This window comes from Pseudonocardia oceani, from assembly GCF_019263585.2.
Taxonomy (GTDB): domain Bacteria; phylum Actinomycetota; class Actinomycetes; order Mycobacteriales; family Pseudonocardiaceae; genus Pseudonocardia; species Pseudonocardia oceani.
This window is the reverse complement of sequence record NZ_JADQDF010000001.1, coordinates 4,240,711-4,254,496: the sequence shown is the minus strand read 5'-3', so window position 1 is coordinate 4,254,496 and position 13,786 is coordinate 4,240,711. Positions and strand designations below refer to the sequence as shown.

Sequence of the window (13,786 nt, the reverse complement as noted above, 5' to 3'; positions counted from 1 at the left end):
TCGACCGCGGCGCGATCGGCCCGCTCCCGGACCGTTCAGATGTGGTGAGGAGCCCAGTGGGGCCGGTGGGGGCTGTCAGCCGCCGTCCGCCACGCGTGCGGTGCCGGCACGTGGCCGGCATCGTGTCTCCCCGTCGACCCGGTCGGGCGTCCCCGTCCCGTGTCGGATGGAGCGTTACCCCCCGTGCAGGGACCACACACACGTTGCGCGCGAATCCGTGCGGCGGATGCGGCCGACCCCTGCGACGCTGGTGCCGTGGACGGACAGCAGGCCTGGTCGACGCAGCACGGCGGTGTGCGGCTGTCGCCGCCCGTGCGGGTGTGGCTCGGGATCGTGCAGGGGATCGCCCGGACCGGGCCGGTCTCCCGCATCCCACCCGACGCCCTGTCGGCGGCCGGAGTGCTGTGCGCGGCGGGAGCGGTCGGCGCCGCCGCGGCGGGCGGGGCGTGGCCACTGCTGGCTGCGCTCCTGGCGGTCCTGACCGGCCTGCTCGACGGCCTCGACGGCGCCGTCGCGCTGCAGACGGGGAAGGCGCGCCCGCTCGGGGAGGTCGTGGACGCCACCGCCGACCGCCTCGGGGACCTCGCCTTCGCCGCCGTCCTGCTGGTGCTCGGAGCCCCGCCCGCGCTGTGCGCCGCCGCGGCCGCGCTGGTGCTCCTGCACGAGTACGTGCGCGCCCGCGCCCAGGGCGCCGGGATGCACGGGCCCGGCGCCGTCACCGTGCAGGAGCGCCCCACGCGCGTGATCGTGGTGGCCGTCGCCGCGCTGGGGACGGGCCTGTTCCCGGCCGGGACGCCGTGGACCGGGTGGTCGTGGGCGAGCGTGTGCGCCGTCGGCTGGGTGGTCGTCGGCGTCGCCGGGCTGGTGCACCTCGGCGCCGGGGTGCGGAGAGAGCTGGGACGCCGCGCTCCGGGTCAGGCGGGCCCGACGAGCCCGGCCACGATCGACGCCGACAGCGCGACGAGCGGGAGCCCGCCGCCGGGGTGCGCGGAGCCGCCGACGAGGTAGAGGCCCGGCACCGGGGAGCGGTTGGCCGGGCGCAGCAGCGCCGCACGCGGCCCGTGCGACGCCGTGCCGTAGATGGCGCCGCCGGGGGTGCCGGTCGCGCGCTCCAGGTCGGCCGGGGTGCGCACCTCGCGCCACCGGACGCGGCCGCGCACGTCGGTGCCGCGGGCGGCCAGGACGCCCAGGACGTGGTCGGCGTAGCGGTCCGCCAGCCCCGGCTCGTCCCAGTCGACGCCCCGGCCCGGGGCCTGCGGCGGCGCGTTGACCAGCACGAACCAGCCCTGCGCGCCGTCGGGGTGCAGGGCCGGATCGTCGGGGGCGTGGACGTAGACGGTCGGGTCGGGCACCGGCGCCGGCCGGCGGCCGAGGACGGCGTCGAACTCGGCGTCGTAGTCGCGCGGGAACCACACCCGGTGCGCCGGGCCCGGCTCGTGGCCCTCGAGCGCCAGCAGCAGCACGAAGCCCGACAGCGACCGCGGCGCCCGGCGCAGCCCGCGGCGCATGCCCGCCCCGAGGCGGCGCGGCAGCAGGTCCTCGTAGAGCACGGACGCGTCGGCGTCGCAGACGACGACGTCGGCCGGCACGCTCCCGCCCGCGGTCGTCACCCCGCTCACCCGCCCGCCCACGACGGCCACCCCGGTCACCTCCGAGCCCAGGTGCACCTCGACGCCGAGCGCCCGGCAGCGCTCCAGCAGGGCGTCGGCGAGCCCGCGCAGCCCGCCGCGCACGTACCAGGCGCCGAACCGCTGCTCCACGTACGGCGTCACCGACAGCACCGACGGCGTGCGGCGCGGGTCGGAGCCGGAGTAGGTGGCGTAGCGGTCGAGCCAGGCGCGCAGCCGGGGGTCGGGCAGCATCGAACGGCCCAGCCCGTGCAGGGTCCGCCACGGCGCGATGACGCGCAGGTCGCGCACGCGGCGGGAGAACCGGAGCAGGTCGCCGACGCCGTCGAGCGGACGGCTGAGCACGTCCTCGCCGACGAGGTCCCACAGCCGGGCGCCGCGGCGGTGCAGCGCCGACCACTGGTCCCCCGCGCCGGGGCCGAGCGCGGCGTCCAGCGCGGCGGGGACGGCGGCCGGGTCGTGCGGCATGTCCAGCGCGGTGCCGTCGGCGAAGCGGTAGGAGCAGATCGGGTCGACCGGCACGACGTCGAGGCCGGACGGGCCGCCGGTGTCGGCGAACAGGTCCTCGAACACGCCGGGCAGCGTGAGCAGCGAGGGGCCGGTGTCGAACCGGAACCCGTCGCGCTCGAACGAGCCGAGCTTGCCGCCGTGGGTGCCCGACCGCTCGTGCAGCGCCACCCGGTGGCCCTGCGCGGCGAGCCGCGCGGCCGCGGCGAGCCCGCCCACCCCGGCCCCGATGACGACGACCCGGCTCACAGGGCGCGCCCCTTCCAGGTCAGCGCGCCGCGGCGGTGCCCGGCCCACGACCGCGCCCACAGGACGAGCAGCGCCGCCACCGACACGGGGTGCGCGAGCGGGTCGGGCCAGGCCCGGACCCGGGAGCGCCGCGCCGCGACGACCCGCCCCAGCACCGCCGCCGCGTACCCGACGCGCCCCGCGCGCGACCCGGCCAGCGCCGCCACCGGCGGCACGACGTAGGCCACCGCGAGCAGCGCGGCGATCGCGGCCGACGCCGCGGGCGGCCCGAACGCGGCCCACAGCGACTTGCGGTAGCCCGCGCTGAGGTCGGCCCAGCCCTCGTACATGCGGCACTCGGCGAGCGCGCTGCCGTCGGCCACCCCGACCCGCCCGCCCGAGCGCTTGACCGCGCGGGCCAGGCCGATGTCGTCGAGCACCTGGGTGCCGACGGCGGCGAACCCGCCCGCGGCGGCGAGCGCACCGGCGTCGACGACGAGGAACTGGCCGTTGGCCGCCACCATCGACGGCCGGGGCGAGCGCTCGGCCACGCGCAGCGGCAGCGTCACCATCCACGACCAGGCCAGCAGGGGCTGCAGCAGCCGCGGGCCCGCCCCGTCGGCCACCTGCCGCGGCCACGGGCAGAGCAGGCCGAACCGGCCGTCGCGCAGCATCCCGACGGCCGCGGCCACCGCGTGCGGGGCCAGCACCACGTCGGCGTCGACGAACACCAGCACGCCGCCCCGCGCGGCCGCCGCGAGCTGCGCGCAGGCGTGCGGCTTGCCGAGCACGCCGGGGGGCGGGGGCGTGCCGGTGCGCACGGTCAGGCGCAGGTCGCCCGCGCCCGCCGCCCGCACGACGTCGGCCGTGCCGTCGGTGGAGCCGTCGTCGAGGACCAGGAGCTCCATCCGCGCGACGCCCTCCTGCGCCAGCACCGACGCGACCGCCGGCCCGACGCGGGCGGCCTCGTCGCGGGCGGGCAGCAGCACCGAGACGGGCTCGACGACCGGCACCGGGCGGCGCGGCGGCACCCGCAGGGCGCGGACGTTGACGAGCAGGTGCGCGGTGCCGGCCACCGCCAGCGCGGCGCCGGTGCGCACGAGCGCCCGTGCGGCGGCCCGGACCGGGCCGTAGGGGGTCGTGGACGGCATCGGTCGCGAGCGTAGGACCGGTGCGGGCCCGCGGCGCGCGGGGACGGCATGGTGATCACCGCCGTTTGGGATCGCCGATCCGGGGTACCGCCCCGGGGTGTCGTCCCTCGCCGCGCGCTCCCCCGCCGTCCCCCCGTTCGGCCTCCCCGTGGTGGGGGCCGCCGCCGTGTGGGCCCTCGTCGGGGCCGCGGTGCTGGCGCAGATCGTCTACCCGCTCGTGCCGGACGGCGCGCTGACGACGGTGACCGTGACGTCGGTGCTGCTGTTCTCCGCGGCCTCGGTCGCCGACGCCGCCCGGCGCCACGGCACGCGGGGCGCGGCGGTGCTGCTCGTCGTGGCGGGGGGCGGGGGGCTGCTCGCCGAGTCGGTCGGGCTGGCCACCGGGCTGCCGTTCGGGGAGTACGCCTACAGCGGCACGCTCGGCGCGGAGGTCGCCGGCGTGCCCGCCGTCGTGCCGCTGGCCTGGGTGATGATGGCGTGGCCCGCGCTCGTCGTCGGGCGGACCCTGGCGCGCAGCGGCGTCGGGGTGGCGCTGGTCGGGGGCGTCGCACTGGCGGTGTGGGACGTGTTCCTCGACCCGCAGATGGTCGACGCCGGCCACTGGACCTGGGCCGACCCCTCCCCCGCGCTGCCGCTGGTGCCGGGCGTCCCGCTCACGAACTACGCAGGCTGGGTGCTCGTCTCCGTGCTCATGGTCGGGCTGCTGCACCGCCTGGTGGGCCCGTCCGACGGACCGTCGGGCCCCGCCGCGGCGCTGTACGTGTGGACCTACGGCTCGTCCGTGCTCGCGCACGCCGCCTTCTTCGGGCTCCCCGGTTCCGCGCTCGTCGGCGGGGTGGTGATGGGGCTCGTCGCCGTACCCTTCGCGGTGGCGCTGGCACGGCGGGCCGCGTGGACCTCGCCGAGCACGAGGGTCAGCCGGAACCCGACGAGCACCAGCAGGTGGAGCAGGTAGAGCCAGAGCGCGAGCGCGGCGACGGCGCCGAACACCGGTAGCCCGCCGAAGGGCGCCGACCACTCCACCGGGATGGCCAGGAACAGCAGGAAGCCCTGGAGGAAACCGGCCAGCACCGCGCCGGTGGAGAACGCCCCGACCAGCAGCGGGAGCGCGGCGGGCCGGCCCTCGCCCACCAGCCCGTAGACCAGCGTGAGCCCGACCGACACGACGATCCACACGACGTGGAACGCCACGACGACGCCGAGCGCCAGCCGCTCCCCGCCCGCGGCGTAGAGCGGGGCGACGACCGGGGCCGCGGCCAGCAGGAGCAGCACCAGCAGCGGGCCGACCGCCAGCGCGGGCAGCAGGCCCAGGCGTCCGCGCCAGCCGGTGAAGCGGCCGCCGTCGCCCGGGGCGAGCTGGCCGAACCCGCGGCGCAGGCCCTCGCCGTACAGGCTCGCCGGGAACAGCGCGACGAGCACCTCGAGCCAGGACAGCCCCACGGCCGTGGCGGTCAGCGTGGCGAGGGCCTGCGGCGTGCCGTGCCCGCCGGGCAAGCCCGTGACGGCCGTCGCGACGCCGACGGTGACCGCGTCGGCGCCCACGAGCGCCGCGGCCAGCCGCAGGGCGACCAGCACCGCGGGGACGATCCCGAGGATCCCGAAGAACGTGACGCCCGCCGCCCACAGGGCCAGGTCGCTGCCCGGGAAGGACCGGCCCAGCCGGCGCAGGAACGGCACCCTCACCGCTGGGGCTTCCCGTGGGTGCCGGGTGCGAAACAGCGCGGGTGAACGCCCTGCCGCCGGGTACGTGGGGCCGGTGAGCATGCGATCGGACCTGCAGCGGGTGGCGGCGGACGCGTTCGGGCTGCCGGAGCTGCGCCCCGAGCAGCTGGAGGCCATGGAGGCGGCGGCGACCGGCCACGACGTGCTGGCGGTGCTGCCGACCGGTTCGGGGAAGTCGGCGATCTACCAGGTGCCCGCGCTGCTGCGCGACGGCCCGGCGGTCGTCGTCTCCCCGCTGGTGGCCCTGCAGCGCGACCAGCGCGAGGGCCTCGACGACGCCCTCGCCGACGGCGCGGGCCCGCCGCCCGCGGTGGCCGTCAACGCCACGCAGAAGGCGTCGGACAACACGCGGGCGTGGGAGGCGGTGGAGTCGGGCGGGGCGCGGTACCTGTTCCTGTCCCCCGAGCAGCTCGCGCGCGACGACGTCGTGGAGCGGGTGGCGGCGGTGGCGCCTGCGCTGTTCGTCGTCGACGAGGCGCACTGCGTCTCGGAGTGGGGCCACGACTTCCGGCCCGACTACCTGCGCCTGGCCGACGTCGTGGAGCGGCTCGGACACCCGCCGGTCGTCGCGCTGACGGCGACGGCGGCGCCGCCCGTGCGCGCCGACATCGTCGAGCGCCTGGGCCTGCGCGACCCCCGCGAGGTGACGGCGGGCTTCGACCGCCCCAACCTGCACCTGGCCGCCGTCCTGCACGCCGACGAGGACCTCCGCGACGCCGAGGTCGTCGAACGGGTCGTCGAGCTCGTGGCCGGGGACGGGTCGGGGCTGCTGTACTGCGCGACCCGCACCGCCACCACTCGGCACACCGAGGCGCTGACCGCCCGCGGGATCCGCGCGGCGGCCTACCACGCGGGGATGCGCCGAGCCGACCGCGACCGCGTGCACGAGGAGTTCCGGTCCGGGGCCGCGGACGTCGTCGTCGCCACGTCGGCGTTCGGGATGGGGATCGACCGTCCCGACGTGCGGTTCGTGGTGCACGCCGCCTCCCCGGCGTCGATCGACTCCTACTACCAGGAGATCGGGCGCGCCGGGCGCGACGACGAGCCTGCGACGATCGAGCTCCACCACCACGCGGGCGACCTGCACCTGCAGCGCTTCCTCACCGCCCGCCGGCTCAGGCCCGACGCGCTGCACGCCGTCCTCGCCGCCCTGGAGGAGGGACCGGCGCGGCCCGCCGAGCTGGGCCGGCGCGCTGGGCTGTCGGCGCGGCGGCGGACCACCGCGGTGAACCTGCTGGAGCAGGCCGGCGCGCTCACCGTCGACGCGGACGGCCGCGTGGCCGCGGCCGGGATGGACCGCGCGGAGGCCGTGGAGCGGGCCGGGGAGGTGGCGCGGCGGCGGCGCGAGACCGTGCGGTCGCGGATCGACATGATGCGCGCCTACGCCGAGACCACCGACTGCCGGCGCCGCCTGCTGCTCGGCTACTTCGGCGAGCAGCACCCCGAGCCGTGCGGCCGCTGCGACAACTGCGACGCCGGGCGCTCCACCCGCGTCGACCCCGACGCCGGGGCGCCGGACGCGCAGGAGCACGTCGAGCACCCGGCGTTCGGGCCGGGTGTGGTGATGTCGACGGAGGACGACCGGGTGACGGTGCTGTTCGCGGAGCACGGCTACAAGACGCTCGCCCTGGACGCGGTGCGGGAGGGGGACCTGCTGACGCCGGAGGGGGCGTGAGGGCGACCTCGCACACCGAGTGCGCACCTCGCACACCGCCGACCCTGTGCGAGGTCACCACCCGGTGTGCGAGGTGAGCGGGTCGCACTCACGCGGGTAGGCGGCGCGCAGGGCTACGGCACGGCCTCCCCCGCCCGCCCGCCGTAGTGCCGGACCAGCCTCTGCTCGCCGTCGCCGAACTCCGGCAGGTCCAGGGACTCCGGGTCCGTCACCGGGGCGGCCTGCACCTGCTGGGCGTCGACCGTGACCTGCACGCCGCGGCCGTGGCGGGTCAGGCCGGCCAGGGGCACGGCACGGCGGCCGAACACCGCCACGACCACGCCCCAGCGGGGCCGCTCGCGGGCGGGGTGCAGGCCGTCGAGGCGGCCCAGGATCGTGCCGTGGCGGTCGACGACGGCGCGCCCGACGAGGTCACCGGCCCGGTCGGTGCTGCCGTCCGGCCAGGTGATCAGGTCGTCGGGCGCGACGTCGTCGTCCATCAGGCGGCCGGCTCAGCTCGCCACGCCGACGAGCTGCGCGGACCGGCGCAGGATGCCCGAGGTCTGCTCCTCGGGGCGCTGCTGCTCGCCCGCGGCCGCGTTGAGCACGGCGATCCCGCCGGTCAGGGCGGGGATGACACACTGGGTCACGGACAGCTGCTGCTGGGCCTTCGCGACGTCGGGCGGGGTGTCGGCCGCGGGCGTGGTGCCGCCCTCGGCCGGGGCCCCACCGCCCTGCTCGACCTTCTTGCCCAGGGCCCGGCTGTAGGCCGTGACGCCCAGGGCGGCCGCGGTGAGGACGAGCTTCGCCACGGTCACCGCGGCGACGCCGGACTGCCCGGCGACGCGCTTGCGGTTGGCGAGCAGCAGCCCGGCCCCTCCGACGAGGTGGGCGCCGATGGCGGCGGCGTTGACCGGCGTCCACCGCGCCCAGCCGGCGTTGGCGACCCGAAGGCGCTGCGACCGGTCGGGCACGTCGGCCGCCGCGCCGTTGATCCCGACCGCCCCCGCGAGGGTGCCGCCGAACCAGGCGGCGAGTCCGACGTCGTGCAGGCTGCGGACGAGGGTGTTGCGCTCGGACATGGAGGCCTCCTGGGATCGCGCCGACTCTCGGCGCGCTCCGAGGTCGTACCCGGCCTCGGACGGCCCACGCCCGGTGCGGCCCGGGTGTCAGGTCCAGTAGAGCGGACGCGCGGCCGGGATGCGCGTCTCGAGCGCCTCGGTGAACCAGGACCGCAGCTCGCCCATCGTCGCGGCGGGGTAGACGTACTTCACCGAGCCGAACTTCCCGCGCTTGCGGCTGCGCTCGTCGGGGTCCATCTCCAGCTGCGTGCGCGGGTACCAGCCCTCGAGGACGTCCTTGCTCGACGGCGTGAAGCGGTGGGTGATGCACTCGACGGTGAGATCGAGGCCGGGCACCCCGGCCAGCTCGTGCGCGGCGGCGTCGAGCAGGGCGCCGTACTCGGCGCGCCAGTCGCCGCGCGGCATGATCGGCGCGATCGTCACGCCGACGGGGTAGCCGGCGCGGGCGAGCGCGCCCAGCCCCGCCAGGCGCACCGGGACGCTGTCGGTGCCGCCCTCGAAGCGCCCCGCGACGCCCGCCGCGTTCACCGACGCACGGATCCGGGTCCGGCCGTGATGGGGCAGGTCCAGCAGCGGCTCGACGGCGCCGAACTTCGTGGTTGCCCGCAGCTGCACCGGCCCCGCGAACGCGTGCGTCCCGACGTGGGTGATCGCCGCGGACAGGCTGCCGGTGACGTGCTCGATCCCGAGCGGGTCGGTGTAGCAGGACGCCTCGAACGTGGTGCCCTCGTGGCCTCGGGCGGCCGACGTCGAGGTGACCCCGCCGCGGCCGACGTGCTCGTCCATCGCGCCCAGGACGTCGTCGAGATCGGCGTAGACGCGGGTGACGGGCGGCCCGCCCAGCGAGCCCGCGAGGTAGCAGTACTGGCAGTGGGCGGGGCAGCCCTGCGCGAGGTCCAGGCGCCAGTCGGCGCTGGGCGGGATGGGCTGCAGGCGCCGCTGCGACGGCGGGCTGACGACGACGGCGAGCGTCGACTTGGCGCGGGCGTAGGTGGCGCGCTGGTCGGTCTCGCCGTCGGGACCCGTCACGCGCAGGCCGGTGATCCGGTCGGCGGGCAGGAACTCGACGTCGGTGACGCCCGCGGCGGCGCAGCGTTCGAGGACGGTGGCGGTGTGCGGCCGCTCGGCGGCGGACCGGGTGACGAGGACGCGGCGGGGGACCCAGAGGCGGGTCGGTGTGGTGGTCGGCATCGCACCTGGTGCAACGCCCCGCGACGTGCGGATAGTCCGGTTCAGCCGGTCATCGCGGTGTCGCCGTGGGCGGCCCCGACGGGCTTCGACTCGGGTGACCCGCGCTGGCGCAGGAACACCGCCAGCACCGCCATCGACCCCACCGCCAGCAGCTCGGACTGCCAGTTCTGCAGGGTGCGGTTCCAGAAGTCGGGCTCGACGAGGTAGCCCGCCCACGTCACCGGGTCCTGCCGCGAGCCGAGCTGCTCGGCGTTGTAGGCCGCCCACCCGGCCACCGACTGCGCGGCCCAGGACAGCAGGAAGACCCCGCCCATCACCAGGCCGAGCGAGCGGGAGAACACGGTCGTGCGCCAGTCGCCGGAGTGGGCCCACCGCGGGGAGTCGGCGCGGGCGTGCGGGCCGACGAGCTGGTCGGCGTCGGACTCGGTGCCGGGCTCGTCGAGCTCCTTGGACTCGGGCGAGCCGCGCTGCACCAGCCACACCGTCGCGAGGATGTAGAGGAAGAACTGCAGGTACTCCGACTGCCAGTTCTCCACCACGTCGACGGCGAACGACGACGACAGCAGGTAGTGGCCGAGCCCGACGGGGTCGGAGCCCTCGGCGGCCTGCTGGTCGTTGTACTGCGCGTGCCCGGCCAGGCCCTGCCCGGCCAGCGCCAGCAGGAACAGGACCCCGAACGCCAGGCCCAGCCCGTTGTCGCGCAGCACGCGCGCGGTCCGGTTCACCGGCCCAGCAGCCCGAGCGCGGTGGAGAAGACCAGGCCGAGGACGATCACGCCGACGTAGGCCGCGAACAGCAGGCGCACGCTGCGCATCGGGTCGTCCCGGCTCATCCCGCCTCCACCGCGCACACGTAGGGCCCGTCGCCGGCGGGGCGGCACCCGGCGGCCGTCACCTTCCAGCCGGTCGTGGTGCGGGTCAGGAACAGCGTGTCGCCGGGGAGCCGGACCTGCGCGTCGTCGCCCCACACCTCGGTGCCGAGCACGTCCGCCGACGCGGCCGGGACCTGCGCGACGCCCGACTCGCAGCCGTCCTGCGCGTCGAGGGCCGCCACGACGGCGGGCGCGAGCAGGCCGCAGCGCTCCTCGGGGACGCCCGCGGCGAACTCCACGGCGACCCGCTCGACGTCGGGTCGCTGCGCGGCCGCACAACCGCCCGCCACCATCGCGACCAGCGCCGCGGCGACGACCAGAACGTGCGTCCGACCGTCCATGATCGTGGCTACCCCTGCTCCTGCTCTCCAAACGCGGCCGTCCGGCCGCATCCGGCACGCGGCGGCGGGTATCCCCGCGGGCATGACTCCTCCCCCGGTCCCTCCCGCCTCGGTCACCGTCTTCTCCGACATCGTGTGCGGCTGGGCGACCGTCGCCCTGCACCGCTTCCGCCGCGCCCGCACCGCCGCCGGCCTCGACGGCGTGCTGCACCTGGACCTGCAGCCGTTCCTGCTCGAGGACGTCAACGGCATGGCGCTGAACTGGCGGACGATCGAGCCGGAGAAGCCGGTGGTCGGTGCGCTCGCGACGGAGCTGGGGTTCACCTCGTGGCAGCGCGACCTGTCGGAGTACCCGGTCACCGCGATGCCCGCGAACGAGGCGGTGCAGGCGGCGAAGGAGCAGTCGCCCGCCGCGGCCGAGGAGCTGGACGAAGCCCTGCGGCTGGCGTTCTGGCGCGACAGCCGGTGCGTCAGCATGCGCCACGAGGTCCTCGAGGTCGCGGCCTCGTGCCCGGGCGTCGACGTCGACCGGCTGCGCGACGCCCTCGACACCGGCCGGGCCCGCGGCCCGATGATGCGCAGCTACCTCGACCACCGCGACGCCGTGCAGGGCAGCCCGCACTTCTTCCTCGCCGACGGGTCGAGCGTGCACAACCCGGGTGTGGAGATCCACCAGGAGGGCGAGCCGGGCACGGGGTTCCTCGTCGTCGACTCCGACGACCCGGCGGCGCACGACGACCTGGTTCGCCGGGCGGCGGCGGCCGCCGGGGTGGGCTGAGCGGCGCGTCGGGGTGCCCGGGTGCCGCACTCTGCTCGCCGTGCCCGGGCTGGGCCTCACACCGCGGACCGCCGCTCCGACCCTGCACGCGCTGGGGCCCGGGTGGCGGACCGGCGCGGTGCGCCTGCCCGGGTACGGCGAGCCGTGTGCCTCCGGCGTGCCGCTCGACCCCGCCGACCTGGCCGGGCGCCTGCTCGATGCGCTCGACCGGCCCGCCGTCCTGCTCGGTCACTCCGCGAGCTGCCACGTGGTGGCCGAGGCGGCGCGGCGCGCCCCCGGCCGCGTCGCCGGGCTGGTCCTCGTGGGCCCGACCGGTGACCCGCGCCTCACCCCGCCCGTGCTGGCGCACCGGTGGGTGCGGACCGCGGTGCACGAGCACGTGTGGGAGCTGCCGGTGCTGGTGCCCGACTGGCTGCGCAGCGGGCCGGTGACGATGGCGCGCGGGTTCGCCGCGACCCGCCGCCACCGGCTCGACGACGCGCTGACCTGCGTCGATGCGCCGGTGCTGGTCGTGCGCGGGCGTCACGACCGCCTCTCCCCGGCCGACTGGGTGGCCGCGCTGGCCGCCGCCGCACCCCGCGGCTCGGCCGCGTCCCTGTCCGGCGGGGCCCACATGGTGCCGCTCACCCGGCCCGCCTCGCTGGCCGCGCGCATCGAGGCGGTCCTCGGCGGCGCCCGGACGCGCCGGTAGGGTCACGACGGTGGCGGCATCGGACGGGGACGCGGCGTGGGCACACGTCCTCGCCCACGTCGTCGACGGCGGCCACCTCGCCCGCGGTGAGGACCTGACGACGCTGGTCGACGACGCCGTGCGCCCGGTCGGGCTCACCGCCCAGGTGCTCGTCGTCGACCTGGCCCAGCGGATGTTCGTGCCGATCGGGGATGCGGCGGACCAGCAGGTCCGCGTCGTGGGCACGATGGCCGGGCGGGCCTACCAGCTCGGCGAGATCCTCCCCGGGCTCGACGACGCGGGCGCCCGGGTGCTGTGGGTGCCGGTCCTCGACGGCACCGACCGGGCGGGCGTCATGCGCATCGGCCTGGGCGACCGCGACGACGACGCCGACCTGCGCCGCTGGGTGTGGATCCTCGCCGGGCTCACCGGGCACCTGCTGATGACCAAGATCGTCTACAGCGACCGGCTGCGGCGCTGGCGCAGCAACGGGCCGCTGTCGCTGGCATCGGAGCTGCTGTGGCAGATGCTGCCGCCGCGCACGTTCGCCACCGACCGCGTGGTCGTCGCCGCGCTGCTCGAGCCGCACGACCGCGTCGCCGGCGACGCCTACGACTACAACGTCGACGGCGACGTCATCGACCTCGCCGTGTTCGACGCACTGGGCCACGACCTCCGCGCCGGCCTCACCACCGCGCTCGCCATCACCGCCGTGCGCAACGCCCGCCGCGACGGCGAGACCGACCTGCGGGCCATCGCCGCGCGGGCCGACGAGGCGGTGCTCTCCCAGGCCGGGCCCCACCAGTTCGCCACCGCCGTGCTGGCCCGCCTGGACACGGCCACCGGCGTGCTGGAGTTCCTGCTGGCCGGGCACCCGGCGCCGCTGCTGGTGCGCGACGGGCGGGTCGTCAAGCAGCTCGCGTCGGCGCCGCGGCTGCCGCTGGGCCTGACGATCCCCGGGCCGCCCCCGGCCGTGGGCCGCGAGCAGCTCGAGCCCGGCGACCGCCTGCTCCTGTACTCCGACGGCATCGTCGAGGCCCGCGACGTGGACGGCGCGTTCTTCGGCGAGGACCGCCTCGTCGAGTTCACCGAGCACGCGGCCGCCGACCACCTGTCCGCGCCGGAGACGCTGCGCCGCCTGGGCGCCGCCGTCCTCGCCCACCAGGACGGCCGCCTCCAGGACGACGCCACGCTGGTGCTCGTCGACTGGGCCACGGGGGCGCACCTGAGCATGTTCCCGACCGACGCCGGCGGCTGACCGCGCGTCGACCCGTCCCACCGGGTACCGACGCGGGATACGGATCAGGAACGGCGTCGTGGTCGTCACCGGGGCGTCGAGCGGGATCGGGCGGGCCACCGCGGGAGCGGCCGCCATCGGGCTGGCCGCCGGCCTCGGCGTGGCGGGTTTGCGCAGCGGCGCAACGGGCACCCGCTCATCATGGCCACTTCCGTTCAGCACAGTGTCGACGTCCATGTCCCGGTCGGGACGGCCTACAACCAGTGGACCCAGTTCGAGACGTTCCCCCGGTTCATGGAGGGCGTCGAGCGCATCGACCAGGTCACCGAGACCCGTACCCACTGGGTGACCAACATCGCCGGCGTGCAGCGCGAGTTCGACGCCGAGGTCACCGAACAGCACCCCGACGAGCGCGTCGCGTGGACCACCGAGAACGGCACGCACCAGGCCGGTGTCGTGACGTTCCACCGGATCGACGACGCCACGACGCGCGTCGCGCTCCAGCTCGACCACGACCCCGAGGGCTTCGTCGAGAAGGCCGGCGACGCGCTGGGCATCGTCCAGCGCCGCGTCAAGGGCGACCTCGAGAACTTCAAGGAGTTCATCGAGGCGCGCGGCAAGGAGGAGGGCGGATGGCGCGGCGACGTCGACGCCGCTCCGCAGAACGCCGTCTGACAGAACGGCTTCCCGGCCCGTCCCGCTCACCGCGGGGCGGGCCGCAGTCGT

At 76.8% G+C, this 13,786-nt stretch carries 14 protein-coding genes and 1 pseudogene; 7 read left to right on the top strand and 8 right to left on the bottom strand.

Going from position 1 to position 13,786, the window contains the following annotated elements:
- The first annotated feature begins 255 nt into the window (after window positions 1-255).
- Window positions 256-1,008, top strand: a complete 753-nt coding sequence (locus tag I4I82_RS21380; RefSeq protein ID WP_226370175.1) for a CDP-alcohol phosphatidyltransferase family protein — start codon at window positions 256-258, stop codon at window positions 1,006-1,008.
- On the opposite strand, the gene I4I82_RS21375 is transcribed toward I4I82_RS21380, so the two are convergent.
- Complete coding sequence (locus tag I4I82_RS21375) at window positions 915-2,384, bottom strand: phytoene desaturase family protein (protein WP_218595961.1); 1,470 nt, start codon at window positions 2,382-2,384, stop codon at window positions 915-917. The genes I4I82_RS21380 and I4I82_RS21375 overlap by 94 nt on opposite strands.
- Complete coding sequence (locus I4I82_RS21370; RefSeq protein ID WP_218595960.1) at window positions 2,381-3,514, bottom strand: glycosyltransferase family 2 protein; 1,134 nt, start codon at window positions 3,512-3,514, stop codon at window positions 2,381-2,383. Before I4I82_RS21370 ends, I4I82_RS21375 begins: the two co-directional genes overlap by 4 nt.
- 97 nt (window positions 3,515-3,611) lie before the next feature.
- On the opposite strand from I4I82_RS21370, the gene I4I82_RS21365 reads away from it, so the two are divergent.
- Complete coding sequence (locus I4I82_RS21365) at window positions 3,612-4,469, top strand: carotenoid biosynthesis protein (RefSeq protein ID WP_226370174.1); 858 nt, start codon at window positions 3,612-3,614, stop codon at window positions 4,467-4,469.
- Here I4I82_RS21365 and I4I82_RS21360 read toward each other — a convergent pair.
- Window positions 4,448-5,278 (bottom strand): annotated as a pseudogene (locus tag I4I82_RS21360) (YhjD/YihY/BrkB family envelope integrity protein); the annotation flags it as partial. The gene I4I82_RS21365 and the pseudogene I4I82_RS21360 overlap by 22 nt on opposite strands.
- Between I4I82_RS21360 and I4I82_RS21355 the strand changes: the two are divergent.
- Complete coding sequence (locus I4I82_RS21355) at window positions 5,277-6,911, top strand: RecQ family ATP-dependent DNA helicase (protein ID WP_218592946.1); 1,635 nt, start codon at window positions 5,277-5,279, stop codon at window positions 6,909-6,911. The pseudogene I4I82_RS21360 and the gene I4I82_RS21355 overlap by 2 nt on opposite strands.
- A gap of 113 nt (window positions 6,912-7,024) precedes the next feature.
- Here I4I82_RS21355 and I4I82_RS21350 read toward each other — a convergent pair whose 3' ends face one another.
- The 5 genes from I4I82_RS21350 to I4I82_RS21330 all read right to left on the bottom strand — a co-directional run bounded on the left by I4I82_RS21350 (window position 7,025) and on the right by I4I82_RS21330 (window position 10,375).
- A complete protein-coding gene (locus I4I82_RS21350) occupies window positions 7,025-7,390 on the bottom strand; it encodes a hypothetical protein (RefSeq protein WP_218592944.1) in 366 nt (121 codons plus the stop codon).
- A gap of 12 nt (window positions 7,391-7,402) precedes the next feature.
- Window positions 7,403-7,972, bottom strand: coding sequence for a hypothetical protein (locus tag I4I82_RS21345; RefSeq protein ID WP_218592943.1), 570 nt, complete (start codon window positions 7,970-7,972; stop codon window positions 7,403-7,405).
- Window positions 7,973-8,059: 87 nt separating this feature from the next.
- Window positions 8,060-9,163, bottom strand: a complete 1,104-nt coding sequence (locus tag I4I82_RS21340) for a spore photoproduct lyase family protein (protein WP_218592942.1) — start codon at window positions 9,161-9,163, stop codon at window positions 8,060-8,062.
- Window positions 9,164-9,204: 41 nt separating this feature from the next.
- Window positions 9,205-9,888 carry a DUF6766 family protein gene (locus tag I4I82_RS21335; protein ID WP_218592941.1) on the bottom strand — a complete coding sequence of 228 codons (684 nt, stop codon included), beginning with the start codon at window positions 9,886-9,888 and terminating at the stop codon, window positions 9,205-9,207.
- 103 nt (window positions 9,889-9,991) lie between these two features.
- Window positions 9,992-10,375, bottom strand: a complete 384-nt coding sequence (locus I4I82_RS21330) for a hypothetical protein (protein WP_218592940.1) — start codon at window positions 10,373-10,375, stop codon at window positions 9,992-9,994.
- Between the two features lie 82 nt (window positions 10,376-10,457).
- Here I4I82_RS21330 and I4I82_RS21325 point away from each other — a divergent pair, with 82 nt between their 5' ends.
- From I4I82_RS21325 to I4I82_RS21310, 4 genes are all read left to right on the top strand, one after another.
- Window positions 10,458-11,153 (top strand): DsbA family oxidoreductase, encoded by a 696-nt coding sequence (locus tag I4I82_RS21325; protein WP_218592939.1) that lies wholly within the window; start codon window positions 10,458-10,460, stop codon window positions 11,151-11,153.
- A gap of 40 nt (window positions 11,154-11,193) precedes the next feature.
- On the top strand, window positions 11,194-11,844 hold the full coding sequence (locus I4I82_RS21320) for an alpha/beta fold hydrolase (RefSeq protein WP_225920639.1): 651 nt from the start codon (window positions 11,194-11,196) through the stop codon (window positions 11,842-11,844).
- A 10-nt stretch (window positions 11,845-11,854) separates the two neighbouring features.
- Complete coding sequence (locus I4I82_RS21315) at window positions 11,855-13,081, top strand: PP2C family protein-serine/threonine phosphatase (RefSeq protein ID WP_226370173.1); 1,227 nt, start codon at window positions 11,855-11,857, stop codon at window positions 13,079-13,081.
- Window positions 13,082-13,261: 180 nt separating this feature from the next.
- Window positions 13,262-13,735 carry an SRPBCC family protein gene (locus tag I4I82_RS21310; protein WP_218592937.1) on the top strand — a complete coding sequence of 158 codons (474 nt, stop codon included), beginning with the start codon at window positions 13,262-13,264 and terminating at the stop codon, window positions 13,733-13,735.
- The last annotated feature ends 51 nt before the right edge of the window (window positions 13,736-13,786 follow it).